At 41.9% G+C, this 13933-nt stretch carries 14 protein-coding genes and 1 other annotated feature; of the genes, 10 read left to right on the plus strand and 4 right to left on the minus strand.

Translation table 11 applies throughout. The features are described from left to right. Positions 1-9: 9 nt before the first annotated feature. Together AR335_RS07790 and AR335_RS07795 are read right to left on the minus strand one after the other, a co-directional pair. On the minus strand, positions 10-1035 hold the full coding sequence (locus AR335_RS07790; RefSeq protein ID WP_053357616.1) for a cytochrome d ubiquinol oxidase subunit II: 1026 nt from the start codon (positions 1033-1035) through the stop codon (positions 10-12). Between the two features lie 20 nt (positions 1036-1055). Next, positions 1056-2402 (minus strand): cytochrome ubiquinol oxidase subunit I, encoded by a 1347-nt coding sequence (locus tag AR335_RS07795; RefSeq protein ID WP_053357617.1) that lies wholly within the window; start codon positions 2400-2402, stop codon positions 1056-1058. A gap of 160 nt (positions 2403-2562) precedes the next feature. Here AR335_RS07795 and AR335_RS07800 point away from each other — a divergent pair, with 160 nt between their 5' ends. The 4 genes from AR335_RS07800 (at position 2563) to AR335_RS07815 (ending at position 5171) form a co-directional block, all read left to right on the plus strand. After that, positions 2563-3153 carry a TVP38/TMEM64 family protein gene (locus AR335_RS07800; protein ID WP_062233931.1) on the plus strand — a complete coding sequence of 197 codons (591 nt, stop codon included), beginning with the start codon at positions 2563-2565 and terminating at the stop codon, positions 3151-3153. 214 nt (positions 3154-3367) lie between these two features. Beyond that, on the plus strand, positions 3368-3880 hold the full coding sequence (gene dcd / locus AR335_RS07805) for a dCTP deaminase (RefSeq protein WP_062233934.1): 513 nt from the start codon (positions 3368-3370) through the stop codon (positions 3878-3880). Between the two features lie 27 nt (positions 3881-3907). Then, positions 3908-4537, plus strand: a complete 630-nt coding sequence (locus AR335_RS07810) for a dCTP deaminase domain-containing protein (RefSeq protein ID WP_062233937.1) — start codon at positions 3908-3910, stop codon at positions 4535-4537. A 148-nt stretch (positions 4538-4685) separates the two neighbouring features. Continuing rightward, positions 4686-5171, plus strand: a complete 486-nt coding sequence (locus AR335_RS07815; RefSeq protein WP_062233940.1) for a dUTP diphosphatase — start codon at positions 4686-4688, stop codon at positions 5169-5171. A gap of 44 nt (positions 5172-5215) precedes the next feature. Here the strand turns inward: AR335_RS07815 and sspI are convergent, their stop codons facing one another. After that, on the minus strand, positions 5216-5422 hold the full coding sequence (gene sspI / locus AR335_RS07820) for a small acid-soluble spore protein SspI (protein ID WP_062233943.1): 207 nt from the start codon (positions 5420-5422) through the stop codon (positions 5216-5218). Between the two features lie 135 nt (positions 5423-5557). Here sspI and AR335_RS07825 point away from each other — a divergent pair, with 135 nt between their 5' ends. From AR335_RS07825 to pheT, 3 genes are all read left to right on the plus strand, one after another. Then, positions 5558-6322 carry a TrmH family RNA methyltransferase gene (locus AR335_RS07825; RefSeq protein WP_062233946.1) on the plus strand — a complete coding sequence of 255 codons (765 nt, stop codon included), beginning with the start codon at positions 5558-5560 and terminating at the stop codon, positions 6320-6322. Between the two features lie 81 nt (positions 6323-6403). Continuing rightward, positions 6404-6637, plus strand: a binding site (T-box leader). A 40-nt stretch (positions 6638-6677) separates the two neighbouring features. Next, positions 6678-7712, plus strand: coding sequence for a phenylalanine--tRNA ligase subunit alpha (gene pheS / locus AR335_RS07830; RefSeq protein ID WP_062233950.1), 1035 nt, complete (start codon positions 6678-6680; stop codon positions 7710-7712). Positions 7713-7725: 13 nt separating this feature from the next. Next, a complete protein-coding gene (gene pheT / locus AR335_RS07835; RefSeq protein ID WP_062233953.1) occupies positions 7726-10158 on the plus strand; it encodes a phenylalanine--tRNA ligase subunit beta in 2433 nt (810 codons plus the stop codon). A 62-nt stretch (positions 10159-10220) separates the two neighbouring features. Here the strand turns inward: pheT and rnhC are convergent, their stop codons facing one another. Next, positions 10221-11165 carry a ribonuclease HIII gene (rnhC, locus tag AR335_RS07840; protein WP_062233956.1) on the minus strand — a complete coding sequence of 315 codons (945 nt, stop codon included), beginning with the start codon at positions 11163-11165 and terminating at the stop codon, positions 10221-10223. 141 nt (positions 11166-11306) lie between these two features. Between rnhC and zapA the strand changes: the two genes are divergently transcribed. The 3 genes from zapA to polX all read left to right on the plus strand — a co-directional run bounded on the left by zapA (position 11307) and on the right by polX (position 13932). Beyond that, positions 11307-11588, plus strand: a complete 282-nt coding sequence (zapA, locus tag AR335_RS07845; protein WP_062233959.1) for a cell division protein ZapA — start codon at positions 11307-11309, stop codon at positions 11586-11588. After that, the gene (locus tag AR335_RS07850) at positions 11589-12128 is read left to right on the plus strand and encodes a CvpA family protein (RefSeq protein ID WP_062233963.1); all 540 of its coding nucleotides are present in this window, start codon (positions 11589-11591) and stop codon (positions 12126-12128) included. Positions 12129-12210: 82 nt separating this feature from the next. Continuing rightward, a complete protein-coding gene (gene polX, locus AR335_RS07855) occupies positions 12211-13932 on the plus strand; it encodes a DNA polymerase/3'-5' exonuclease PolX (RefSeq protein ID WP_199805066.1) in 1722 nt (573 codons plus the stop codon). The last annotated feature ends 1 nt before the right edge of the window (position 13933 follow it).

The following is a 13933-nucleotide window of genomic DNA, read 5'->3' on the forward strand; positions in this document are numbered from 1 at the left end:
TCTGCACTCTTAATCCTGCTGCAGATAGCGTTTATCCTTAAGGAAGAGCCTCCAAAACACATAAAAGCCGGGAGTAAGGATCGCTAAACCAACAGCATACATGATCATGAGCGAATAGAACGTTTCTTTCGCTGTAAAGGCATCGTATATGGTCAGGCTCGGATAAACGATGTAAGGCAGGTGAGCCATTCCATATCCGTAACTCGCCAAGCCGTATTGTGCGACAGTTGCGAGCAGAGCCACACGGGGTTTACCTGCTGCTTTCCCATCTTTGTTACTGAGCCATAGAGAGGCATAGCCGACGATGAATGCCAGGGTGGAAAGGATGAACCATATCCTTTGTTCATACAGATTATCGAGCAGCCACCCGGCCTCAGGCTGTATGACCAGCAGTGTGATCACAGCAGCAAGAAGGGTGGAAGGGCCAAGAATCAGTACGTTCCCTCTGTAGAGCCTATAGGCGCCTTCTTGTTTAGAGACTCTTGAGTAATCCGCGAGAAACAAGGATGACAAGAACAGTTCAGAAGTAAGCCCGAACAAAATGTACATATATAAGGAAGGGCTCGTAAACAGCTTTCCAAGGAGAAGGGTATCTTTTCCGTTCATACCTTCAATAAAACCACCCTGGCTTACAGGGAGTACCGTGATCAGGAGTGCCGGTATCAAAACTCCGCACACACCGGAAATAAAGAACATCGTCTTTCTGTATCCTTGAACGGAATAAGAAAAAACCATAAAGGCACTCCGTATGGAAAGCAGAAACAAGATCAGCGAAATCGGGATCAGCAGCACGGTTCCGAGTGTAAAGGCGCCTTTCGGAAAAAAACCAACAAAGGCGACTACGAGAAGAACAAGAAAAACATTTGTGATTTCCCAGGTCGGTGAAAGAAATCGGTTGGCTATTTTTCCTGCAAAGGTCCGATGGTCATTGTAAATCATCGCCCAGAATCCTGCCCCGAAATCAATCGATCCAAAAATGCTATAGATGAAGATAAAGGTCCATAAGACCAATATGGCAATAACTTCTTCGTTCATTATGCTCCCTCTTTCGTCATTTAATAGCCAGAGTATTTTTCAAAGTCCTTGGATACCGGATGCCTTTTAAAATAGCTTGTAAGAATCAGGATCGTCAGGACGCTCAGAAGCAGGTAGAGACCGATGAACAATAGAAACAAGGGAGCAAGATTTTCTGATTGGGTAGCTGCTTCTGCTGTGGTCTGGACCCTGTAAATCGTCCAGGGCTGTCTTCCGCTGCAGCTGAAAATCCATCCGAATTCAATGCCAAGCATGGAAAGTGGACCGGAAAAGATTAAGGTGAACAGAAGCCATTTTGGAAAAGGCTTCTGTTTTCTTTTGCCGTAATACCACCAGAAAAACAAAGCGACTGCAGCCAGTCCCAACAGGAAAAACCCAATCCCAACCATGATATTAAACAGGGTGTGCACATAAAAAGGAGGCCAGGTTTCACGCGGGAATTCATAGAGGCCTTTGACTTCGGTATCAAACTTGCCGGCAGCGAGCCAGCTGAGCATCCATGGGATCTCAATTCCATATTTCACTTCTTCTGTTTTGGGATCGGTGAAACCTCCGATCGCAAGAGGAGCATATCGCTGGGTTTCAAATAAGCCTTCGGCTGCGGCTAGCTTCTCGGGTGAGTGTTCATGCAGGATCTGTGCAGAGTGATGACCTGAAAAACTTGAAATCAATGAAAAAATCAAACCAACGACAATGGCCATTAAAAATCCTTTTTTATGATAGACAGATTCTTTCTTCGTAAGATTCCCTCTTAAAAGCTTATAAGCCCCTACAGAAGCCAGGGCAAAACCGCCAGTCATATACGCGGTCACGGATACATGGAAGGCTGTTGAAAGAAAACTCGGATTGAAAAAGGCATCCCATGGATTGACATCATAAATAGTGCCGTCCTTTGTTATCTTAAATCCGTCAGGTGTATTCATCCACGTATTGACAGCGGTGATTAGAATGGCGGATGCTACAGCTCCAAACGCCACCAAGATGACAGAGATGATCCTGAAATACTTTGGCAGCCTGTCTGCTGCGTAAACGTAGATGGACATGAACAAAGCTTCAATAAAGAAGGCGAAAAGTTCAATCTGGAAAGGAAGCGAGATAACCTTTCCTACAATCTCCATAAAACCTGGCCAAAGCAAAGAAAGCTGGACCCCGACGATCGTTCCTGAAGGGATAGCCACACCGAGCAGAACAGCAAAGGCCTTTGTCCAGCGTTTAGCCATTATGGCATAATCATTGTCTTTTTTTACTTGATGAAGAATTTCTGCGATGACGATCATGAGGGGAATACCAACACCAAGCGTTGCAAAAATGATATGAAAGGCAAGAGACGTTCCGAAAAAGGCACGAGCCAACACGACCGTATCCATGAAAACCACTCCTCAACCTAATGGTTATCTGTAAAAGAAAACCAGCTTTTCTAATCTTTAACCTGTCATAAAAGTTATGGAAATATTCATGGATCTGGAAGAAGGAAGAGCATAACTGCTCGTCTTATGTCATAAGATGGCGATAAAGGAGGGTTGAAACATGCAGCATGAGCTTTCTGAAATCATGAGTATCCTTAAGTTTGCCGGAATTTTTGCTCCGTTGTTTTTTATCCTTCTCCATATGATGAGACAGTTTTTATTTTTGCCGGTCGGTTTGATCTGTATGGCAGGAGGAGTATTGTTTGGATCGGTGTATGGGACGCTGTACTCCATCATCGGAATTACCTTGTCGAGTGTGATTTTCTATGGTCTGCTGAAAAAGATGCCGAAATACTTGAATAAATTCTTGAAGATCAAACAAAAAGTCGTTGGCAAGAGAAGGCCGTTCTCTCTTGGCCAAATTGCCATCTTAAAGCTCGTACCGTTTATTCATTTTCACTTATTGTCATTATGTGTCCTTGAGATGACGAAGAGTTTTAAAGAATATACGAAAGCAAGTGTCGTCTCAAATGCTCCACTGGCTTTTATGTACTCCACGTTCGGCCATTATATTTTCAATCTTTCCATCGTATGGGGGCTCGGAATTGCTGCAACAATGCTCATACTTTTCCACCTTTTACGAAGAAAAGAATGGATTGTAAAATGGGATGACTTTTTTGAAAAAGAAAAATCAGTAGCGAAAAGTGCTTGATAATAATTAAAGAAGTGAGTTAACCTGAAAATTTCCAGGTTAGCTCTTTGTGTTTTATAAAAAAGTATTACTTTCTTCAATTTTCCAGGAAAATTTAAAAGCAAAACAACTATTATCATAAAAATGTAAATAAAGGTTGTGGCATTAAACGATTTTGTATATTATTTACATACCGGAATAAATTATGGATTATATTTACAAAGGGGCTTTTATTTTGATTTTATCGGGAAAAGAAATAAAAAAAAGAATGGGTAAGGATATTATTATAACTCCATATGATGATAACCAGTTAAATCCAAATAGTTATAATTTACGCTTGGATAATGAACTCCTTATTTATGAAGAAATGACGTTGGATATGAAAAAAGAAAATATTACAAAAAGTATTAAAATTCCTCCAGATGGTTTAGTTTTGGAGCCCGGTAAAATATATCTAGGAAAGACAATTGAATATACAGAGACCTATAATTACATTCCAACATTAGAGGGACGATCTTCAGTTGGGCGTTTAGGATTGCAAATTCACTTTTCTTCACCCTATGGGAATGTTGGCTTTAAAGGATATTGGACACTTGAATTATCTTGCACTCAACCACTAAAAATTTATGCGGGTATTAGTATTTGCCAAATATATTATCATTTGATTGAGGGGGAACATGAAAATTATAGTGATAAATATCAAAATAATAAGGGAATCCAACCAAGCTATCTATTTAAGGAATTTTAAATAAACACTATTAATGGGGGATTATTAATGTCTGTTGTACCTTTTATCATGGAGAAAGAACACCAAAGTGTGGTCACTTCTCAAGAAGAATTTTCATTAGAAGGAACTAAAATTTTATTGATTAATCTAGATATTGATCAGATTAAAGAAAGGCATGAAGCCAATACATCTTACGATTTAAGAGTTGGTAATGAATATCTTGATCATAGAGAAACGCGGCAAATGAGGCTGACTGATGATGATTATATTACACTTAATCCTGGAGCAGCAGTTATTATTGAAACTGAAGAGTACATACAATTTCCGCGGTATAGATTTGGACAAATCCTCCCTAAGGTCGGTTTACTTCGTGTAGGAATATCTAACACGACTTCTAAGATAGATCCCGGATATAGAGGGAAATTATTAATCACTGTATTTAATTTAGGTAAAAGAACTGTAAAGCTGAAAAAGGGTGAAAAATTTTGCAGTTTAATAATTCAAGACGTTTTACCTGATGGTATAAGGGTATATGACAAAGAACCCAAGCAATTAGAAAGTAATCCTAAAGGTAAGATGAATAATACTATAAAAGATTTTATTACAGGTCCGTATTGGGGTTTTATTAGCTTATTAGTTGCATCAGCAATTGCACTACTAAATATTTTTTATAAATAATAGTGATTGAGCCACAGTGTATTTAAAGTATTAATTTCATTATATTCAATAAAAAAAGATGCTGATAAAAACAGCATCTTTTTTTATTATTATTATGTTTAACAAATAAGCTTTGTTATAATAAGTTTGAATAAGGGAGGTAGCAGTATTGGATTTTGAACAACTATATTTAATGCAAAAAAAATTAAATGATAAAATTATTAATGCTCATCAATTGCAAAATAAAGAACTTTACTATGAACATTTATTTGCACTGATTGTTGAAATTGGAGAACTAGCAAATGAAACTCGATGTTTTAAATATTGGAGTGTTAAACCACCTTCTGAACATTCCGTTATTTTGGAAGAGTATGTTGACGGATTGCACTTTATTTTATCAATAGGTCTTGATTTAGGTTTTACGAAGTATGAAGATATTGATAAGTGTATTAATAACAATTTAGTCTCACAATTTTTATATCTTTATAAAATAATAACAATGCTCCAGGAAAATAAAGAAAAAGAAATTTATAATAAACTTATTTCTACATACCTAGGATTAGGTGCTATGCTGGAATTTTCAGAGCAAGAGATTTTTATTGGGTACTGTAAAAAAAATGAGGAGAACCATGAAAGGCAAAAGAAAGGGTATTAATAGTAAAGGAAAAAAGTTTCCCGTGAATCTCACGGGAAACTTTTTTATTTTAAACCGCTGGAAAGTGTGGAAAGCAGTTCTTCTTTTTTCTGGTTGTCGGATTCTTTCCAGATCACTTCAAACAGTACACCAAGACCGGGAAGCATTTTTTCTTCACCGCTTTGGATCGCATCAACGATTGTACTTTCCAATTGTTCTTTATTGTTTCCGGAAACATTGGCAAGAACTGCTTTACGGATATCGATATCCATCATTATCACCTCAAACAGATTTATTTCATTAAGTTTGTGACTATTCCCTAGTTTTTATTAAGGGCCGATGGATTATGTATCATTTTGAAGATATAATAAAAAAAGTTGAAAGAGATTAAAGGATGGTTGAACCAAATGAAACGGATTGAATCAGAACAAAATGCTTCCATAAAACAATGGAAAAAACTATACACGAGAAAAGAACGGGATAAATTAGGACAATACATTATTGAAGGGCCTCATCTGATTGAAGAAGCAATGAACCATAACGTCCAGATTGCTCATCTGATTATAGAGGAATCCTACCCGATGCCGAATGAATGGGAACAGCTTCGCCTGGACCCATGGGTAGTTTCTAAAAAAATCATGGGAATCCTAAGTGATACTGAACATCCGCAGGGAGTTTTGGCAATTTGCCGTATGAGTTCAAAGGAGTTACAAGTAAAAACCGGCGGAAAATACCTGCTTGTGGACGGCGTTCAGGATCCTGGAAACCTTGGTACAATAATTAGAACCGCAGACGCTGCAGGTCTGGACGGGATTGTGCTTGGTGAAGGAACTGTCGATGTTTATAACAGCAAGGTTCTTCGCTCTACACAAGGTTCGCTGTTCCATCTTCCCGTTGTAAAAGGAAATCTTCAGGATTGGATCGCAGCATGCAGACAGGAACATGTACCTGTTTTCGTTTCTGCACTAAAAGGTGCCCAATCATTGCATGACGTGCAATCTTCAGGAACGTTTGCGCTCGTTGTAGGAAACGAAGGCAGCGGAGTGAGGATGGAAATTATGGAATCCGCAGACCAGCTTGTCTATATCCCTATGTTCGGGAATGCTGAATCACTAAACGTTGCTGTTGCGGCTGGAATCATGCTGTATGAACTTCAGAAGAACAGGAAATAACAAAAAGGAATACATTATAAATTAGATTGGCAATTGCACAGATAAGGAAGTTCAACTATAATAAGAAGACAACTGCATGAATAAAATGCATCGATGGAGAGTAGTAAATAAGAGCTCGCCGGCAAAGGGAGGAAACACCTTGACTGAAAGTGTTTCTCCGGTAGAATTTATCGAATTCGCTCCTGAGCAGTCGCCTGAACCTACAAGTAGGGTGGACCGGACCAAGTCCGTTATGAAAACGAAGTGAACAAGTATGATGGCGTTGGCCTGAATTCTTGATTAATCTGGGTGGTACCGCGAATCCTCGTCCCTTTTATGGACGGGGTTTTTTTATTTCTAAAGGAGGCAAGATGTTATGCAGGACCGATTGCAGGCATTAAAGGAAGAAGCATTGGTGAAAATTCAGCAAGCAAATGAGCTGAAAGAATTACAGGACATCAAAGTATCTTATTTGGGTAAAAAAGGGCCGATCACAGAAGTACTGAAAGGGATGGGGAAACTATCTCTGGAAGAACGTCCTGTTATTGGGGCTTATGCGAATGAAGTAAGGGATGCGATCACAGCTGCGCTTGATACTAAAATCAGCCAGATGGAACAGGCTGCTATTGAAGAAAAGCTGAAAAAAGAATCGATCGATGTTACACTTCCGGGCCGGCCGGTCAGAAAGGGGAACTCTCATCCGTTAACGGCAGTCGTTGAAGAGATTGAAGATCTTTTCTTAACGATGGGCTTCACGGTGGCAGAAGGCCCTGAAGTGGAAACCGATTATTACAATTTTGAAGCACTGAACCTTCCGAAAGGACATCCGGCAAGAGACATGCAGGATTCATTCTTTATTACAGAAGACATTCTGCTTCGTACACAGACTTCTCCGGTGCAGGCAAGAACGATGGAAAAACATCACGGAAGAGGCCCGGTAAAAATAATTTCTCCGGGGAAAGTGTACAGAAGGGATGACGATGATGCGACTCACTCTCATCAGTTCATGCAGATCGAAGGACTTGTCGTCGATGAGAATGTCCGCTTGAGTGACTTAAAAGGTGTTCTTGAAACCTTCGCTAAAAAAATGTTCGGCGAAGAGCGCAAAATCCGATTGCGCCCAAGCTTTTTCCCATTCACAGAACCGTCTGTCGAGATGGATATTTCCTGTTTTAAATGTGGTGGAAAAGGCTGCTCGATCTGTAAGCATACTGGCTGGATTGAGATTCTTGGAGCAGGTATGGTCCATCCGAACGTATTGGAGATGGCAGGCTTCGACTCTAAGAAATACACAGGGTTTGCATTTGGAATGGGCCCTGAACGGATTGCGATGCTGAAGTATGGCATTGATGATATCCGTCATTTTTACACAAACGATCTTCGTTTCTTAAAACAATTTAAAAAGGCATAAGGAGGGGAACCCTGTGTTAGTTTCATATAACTGGCTGAAAGAGTATGTAAATATTAATATCAGTGCTGCAGAGCTTGGTGAAAAAATTACGAAAAGCGGAATTGAAGTAGAAATCGTGGAATCCCTCAACAAAGGGATTACAGGAGTGGTCGTCGGACATGTGCTGGAATGTGTTCAGCATCCAAATGCCGATAAACTCCGTGTCTGTAAAGTCGAAATCGGTGAAGAAGACCCGGTACAAATCGTGTGCGGTGCTCCAAACGTGGCTGCTGGCCAAAAAGTGCCGGTAGCGCAAGTAGGTGCTGTACTTCCTGGAAACTTCAAGATTAAGAAAGCGAAACTTCGCGGAGAAGCGTCTCATGGAATGATCTGTTCACTTACTGAACTTGGTGTGGAAACGAAATTGGTGCCGAAAGAGTATTCAACAGGGATTTTCGTTATGCCTTCCGATGCGGAAGTTGGCAGCGATGCCTTGAGTTATTTGAACCTGGATGACTATGTTCTTGAACTCGGATTGACACCAAACCGTGCCGACTGCTTAAACATGATTGGTGTGGCTTACGAGGTTGCTGCCATTCTAAATGAGGAGCTTCGTCTTCCTGAAGTTTCCGTAGATTATACAGCTGAAAAAGCTTCAGAATATATTTCGGTAAAAGTTGATGCAAAAGAAGATAATCCTTACTACGGAGCTATGGTGATCAAGAATGTTTCGATCGCGCCATCACCTCTTTGGCTGCAAAACCGTTTGATTGCAGCAGGAATCCGTCCAATCAATAATGTGGTCGATATAACGAACTACGTATTGCTCGAATACGGACAGCCGCTCCACGCCTTTGACTATGACCGTTTCGGATCAAAGGAAGTAGTTATCCGCCGGGCGAAAGACGGAGAAGAAATTGTGACGCTTGATGATGCTGTACGAATTTTAAACAGCAGCCATCTTGTGATCACCAATGGAGAAGTACCTGTTGCTGTGGCCGGTGTAATGGGCGGAGCAACATCAGAAGTTCAGGAAGATACGACGACTGTACTGCTGGAAGCTGCTTATTTTGAAGGACAGCGTGTAAGAGCAGCATCCAAGGATCTTGGACTTCGAAGTGAAGCAAGTGCACGCTATGAAAAAGGCATCGACCGCAACCGTGTATATGAGGCTGCTCAACGTGCTGCTTCCTTAATGGCGAAATATGCCGGAGGAGAAGTGGCAGAAGGCATCGTAGAAGATGGCGAACGCTTGGTAAGTGAAGGAAGAGCTGAAGTCACCCAAACAAGGATTAACAGCTTGCTCGGAACTTCTATTGAAAACGAACAGATCATTGAAATCTTTACGAGACTTCGTTTCCAATTTGAGGTACAAGGAGAAACATTCAAGGTTACCGTTCCAGCCCGAAGGCCGGATATTACCATCGATGCGGATCTTGTAGAGGAAGTGGGAAGAATCTACGGTTATGACCGTATTCCCACAACGTACCTTGTAACGGAAGGCCGTCCAGGAGGATTGAGCCCCTATCAGGCAGCTCGCAGAAAGGTTATGCGTTATCTTGAAGGCGCCGGGCTCTATCAGACTGTAACATATGCACTGACGACTCCTGAAAAATCAACCAGTTTCTCTTTTGTGAAGGAGGAGCAGGAAAACGTTCAAACCATCTCGGTTTCCCACCCGATGAGCGAGGAGCGCAGCACTCTTCGCAGTACACTGATTCCGCAGCTTCTTGAAGTAGTGCGCCACAATCATCACCGTTCAATTGATGATGTAGGTGTCTTTGAAATCAGTTCTGTCTTCTTTGCCTACGAACAGCAGATCTCTGTTCTGCCTGAAGAGAAAACATATCTCTCCGGTGCACTGACAGGCTTGTGGAATATCCATCCTTGGCAGGGTGAAAAGAAGAAAACAGACTTCTTTGTTGCAAAAGGAATCCTTGAAGGGTTATTCGAAGAACTCGGATTGTACAGCCGTATCACCTTTGAAAGCGAAAGTTTGAAAGGGATGCATCCTGGAAGAACAGCAGTAATTAAACTCGACAGCATCACCATCGGCTTGATCGGCCAGATTCATCCTGGAACTCAAAAAGAGTGGGATTTAAACGAGACGTACGTGTTTGAATTGGATCTGGATCAGCTTATCCAGGCCACGGTAGAACCTACCGTTTATCAGCCGCTTCCTAGATTCCCTTCCATTACACGGGATATTGCATTGGTGGTTGATAAGAACCTGCCTGCAGGAGACTTAAACACTGTGATTTATGAAGCGGGAGGAGCTCTCCTCAAGGAAAGCAGCCTGTTTGATCTGTACGAAGGAGAACATATGGAAGAAGGCAAAAAATCACTCGCCTTTTCTTTGAAATATTTTGATCCGGAACGTACACTTACGGATGAAGAAGTGACAAAAGCTCATGATAACATCCTGCGCAGTCTGGAAGAACGTTTTGGAGCTGAGCTTCGAAAATAGTAAGCCAAACAGAAACCCGCATGTCTCTCTTGAGACTGCGGGTTTTGTTATGAAAATAAAGTTTAGCTCCGCTTGCCGTTTGCTAGATTGAGTGCTTTTTTTGTGTTTGCGAAATGAATCTTTGCGATGTCAGTCAGATAATCTGCACCATACTTGCGGATCATTTCCGCTGCTTTTAAATCCACTTTGCTGCCGGCGCCTTTCGGGATCTCAATGCCTGTTTTAGCACTGATTTTATCCATCTCTTTAATAAAAGCATAGCGGGCGAGAATTGATGAGGCGGCCACGGACAGATGAAGCGATTCGCCTTTTGTAGCAAAGAACACTTTGTCTTTTACGATGTTTCCCTCTCTTGAGAGATAATTATAATAAACACCCGGCTCGCAGAACTGATCGATCAATATACCGTCCACGTGGAAGTCTTTTGTTTTTTCCAGCACGTTAAGAAGAGCTTTATTATGCAGAAGAGCTTTCATTTTTCCTTGGCTCATCCCTTTTGCCTGAAGTTCATTGTACCTCCTGTTGGGAAGGACGAGCAGGCTGTAAGGGATGGTATGCAGAAGGTCCTTGGCGATGGATACGATCTGTTTGTCGTTCAGAAACTTTGAATCCTTTACTCCAAGTTCTTTTAGCAGTTCAAGCTGTGCCGCTGGAACATAGGAGGCCACGACGGTAATCGGGCCAAAGTAATCTCCCGTTCCCACTTCATCGCTTCCAATAAGAGAGAGTGTACTCACGTTTTCGGGAGGAGCAAAGGCATGGGGCGGCTTTGCTTTAGCTGGTTTCGGAGAAGCTGCGGGTGGAGGAGAACCCCATTTTCCAGCCTCGATTTCAGCTGTCTTTCCCTGAAAAAGAACCTTGCCTGATTTATAGGCCGTTACCGTGCAGCCTGCAGGCTTAGCCGTAAATATGCTGCCAGGCGGGGAAGAAGGCTGGATGTATGCTTGGTAAGCTTCCTTCATTTTATTGATCTCTTGGGATGTTACTTTTAATACAGTATTTGCCATCTTTATGTTCCTTTTCTTTCGTTTTATTTTTTAGTAGAATTTGGATAAAATGATAGCTGGTTTTAGAACAAATATTTTCATAACCGTTCGCTTTCTGTTAAGATAATGATTAGAGTTCATAGCTTTTTTGCAAGTGGAACTATGATTGGAGGTAATTTCGTGGCGGAAGACAATATGAAAGCAAGGACCATTGTAGAAATCTTTGGTCAAAAATACACAGTAATAGGAACTGAGACTTCCAGCCACATTCGTTCGGTAGCTGCTATGGTTGACGAAAAGATGCGGGATATCCAGCAATATAATGCAGTATTGGATACGAAACAGCTTGCCGTTCTGACAGCTGTTAATCTGATGAACGAATACTTAAAGACTAAAGAAGAGCTGGAAAAATTGCAACAGCAGATTAGGAAAGAGGATAAATAAATGCTAGATATTATTTTAATTGTTATATTGATTGCCGGTTTTTTTATCGGACTGAAACGAGGTTTGGTCATGCAGGTTGTCCATCTCGTTGGGTTTATAGCGGCTTACGTCGTGGCTTATCTATATTTTGACGACTTGGCGCCTCATTTAAAATTGTGGATTCCATATCCTTCGATCGGTAATGACAGCCCGATGTCAACGATACTGAGCAGCATTTCCTTAGAGGATGTATACTATCGTGCCATCGCCTTTGCTCTCTTGTTCTTCGGAACGAAGATCATCTTGCAGATCGTAGGAAACATGCTTAACTTTGTAGCTGACCTGCCGCTGCTCCGCACGGTAAACCGCTGGCTCGGAGGAGTCCTGGGATTTATCGAAGTTTATCTGATTTTATTCTTATTGCTATATGTCGCTTCGTTGATTCCGTCTGGTTCCATCCATACGGCTTACCAGGATTCCTTTATCGGACAGGGAATGGTTGAAAATACTCCAGTATTCTCTGAAACGATTAAAGATTTATGGTCAAAAAATATGGGGTAAAACTTCTCTTTAACAGAGAAGTTTTTTTACCGTCCATAGTAATCGGCAATGCGGTACAAGTTTTGTGAAAGAGGGTGTTCATTTGAATAAGAAGCAGGTTGTTAATGTCCTTGAAATGATCGCCGTTTATTTAGAGATCAAAGGCGAGAACTCCTTTAAAACTTCGGCTTACCGAAGAGCGGCTCAAGCGTTGGAATCGGATGACCGGAACATGGAGCAGATCGGGGATCCGTCCAAATTAAAAGGAATTGGAAAAGGGACGGCTACTGTCATTACTGAACTTCTTGAGACAGGCAAATCATCGCTGCTTGAAGAATTGCAGGCAGCGGTTCCTTCAGGCCTTCTGACCATGCTCGACATACCGGGGCTTGGCGGGAAAAAAATTGCGAAGCTTTTTCAGGAGCTCGGAGTAACGGACATCAAGGGCCTTAAAGAAGCGTGTGAAAAAGAAAAAGTTAGAGGTCTCGCAGGGTTCGGAACAAAAACAGAAGAGAAAATACTGGCAGCGGTCGAGGAACTCGGTAAGCGCCCTGAACGGCTGCCGATTGCATTTATGCTTCCGGTCGCAGAAAAAATTGAAGAACAGCTGAAAGATATAAAAGGTATTCTGAAGTTTTCCTTGGCAGGCAGCCTCCGCCGTTTTCGTGAGACGATCAAGGATCTGGATTTTATTCTCGCAGTTTCCGATGCGGCTAAAGTGAAAAAACAGCTCGTCCAGCTGGAAGGCGTTACGGATATCATCGCAAAAGGAGATACAAAAGTTTCACTCCAATTTCATTATGATTATCCCGTTTCAGTCGATTTCAGGCTCGTATCCCAAGAGCAGTATGCCTCTGCCTTGCATCATTTTACCGGTTCCATGGAACATAACGTTAAGATGAGGCAGCTGGCGAAAGAACGCAATGAAAAAATCAGCGAATATGGTGTTGAAAATACAGGAACAGGTGAGATAACGACCTTTTCCACTGAAGAAGAATTCTATGGACACTTTGGACTTCAGTGGATTCCGCCGGAAGTGCGTGAGGGCGGGGATGAACTTGAAAAGTTTCGTGAACCTCAGCGGCTGATTGAACAGGAAGATATCCAAGGAGATCTGCATATGCACTCCACATGGAGCGACGGGGCCAACACGATTGAAGAAATGGCAGAAGCAGCAAGGGAAAAAGGATACTCGTTTATGGCAATTACCGATCATTCTCAGTATTTAAGGGTAGCCAACGGCCTTACAGCAGAGCGGCTTCGTGAGCAGCGGAAAGAGATTGACAGGCTGAACGGGAAATATAGTGATTTTAAAATTCTGGCAGGCGTTGAGATGGACATTCTGCCGGATGGAACACTCGATTTTGATGACGACCTCCTGGCCGAAATGGACCTTGTGATCGCCTCCATCCATTCATCTTTTTCTCAAAACAGAGAGACGATCATGAAGAGGATGAAGACAGCGCTCAAAAGCCATCATGTGGATATTATTGCCCATCCGACGGGAAGAATTATCGGAAGGCGTCCCGGGTATGATGTTGATTTGGAGATGCTCATCGATGTAGCAGCTGAAACCAATACAGCCCTTGAACTGAACGCTCATCCGAGCCGGCTCGATCTGGCCCCTGAATGGCTTAAGAAAGCACAGGATAAAGGTGTAAAAATCACGATCAATACGGATGCCCATTACCGTGATACTCTGGGGCATATGGACATAGGAGTTTCTGTGGCGAGAAAGGGCTATATTCGCCGGGAAAACGTCCTGAACGCAATGACACTTGATGAGTTAACTTCCTTTTTAAAACGAAATGATAAAAAAGAATAGA

It is taken from the genome of Fictibacillus sp. FJAT-27399 (genome assembly GCF_001510655.1).
Classification (GTDB): Bacteria; Bacillota; Bacilli; order Bacillales; family Fictibacillaceae; genus Fictibacillus_C; species Fictibacillus_C marinisediminis.

Coding starts and splice junctions, on each gene's coding strand:
- AR335_RS07800 (WP_062233931.1), top strand. CDS start 2,563: ATGCAGCATGAGCTTTCTGAAATCATGAGTATCCTTAAGTTTGCCGGA.
- AR335_RS07810 (WP_062233937.1), top strand. CDS start 3,908: ATGTCTGTTGTACCTTTTATCATGGAGAAAGAACACCAAAGTGTGGTC.
- AR335_RS07790 (WP_053357616.1), bottom strand. CDS start 1,035: ATGAACGAAGAAGTTATTGCCATATTGGTCTTATGGACCTTTATCTTC.
- pheS (WP_062233950.1), top strand. CDS start 6,678: ATGCAGGACCGATTGCAGGCATTAAAGGAAGAAGCATTGGTGAAAATT.
- AR335_RS07850 (WP_062233963.1), top strand. CDS start 11,589: ATGCTAGATATTATTTTAATTGTTATATTGATTGCCGGTTTTTTTATC.
- AR335_RS07795 (WP_053357617.1), bottom strand. CDS start 2,402: ATGGATACGGTCGTGTTGGCTCGTGCCTTTTTCGGAACGTCTCTTGCC.
- sspI (WP_062233943.1), bottom strand. CDS start 5,422: ATGGATATCGATATCCGTAAAGCAGTTCTTGCCAATGTTTCCGGAAAC.
- rnhC (WP_062233956.1), bottom strand. CDS start 11,165: ATGGCAAATACTGTATTAAAAGTAACATCCCAAGAGATCAATAAAATG.
- zapA (WP_062233959.1), top strand. CDS start 11,307: ATGATTGGAGGTAATTTCGTGGCGGAAGACAATATGAAAGCAAGGACC.
- AR335_RS07825 (WP_062233946.1), top strand. CDS start 5,558: ATGAAACGGATTGAATCAGAACAAAATGCTTCCATAAAACAATGGAAA.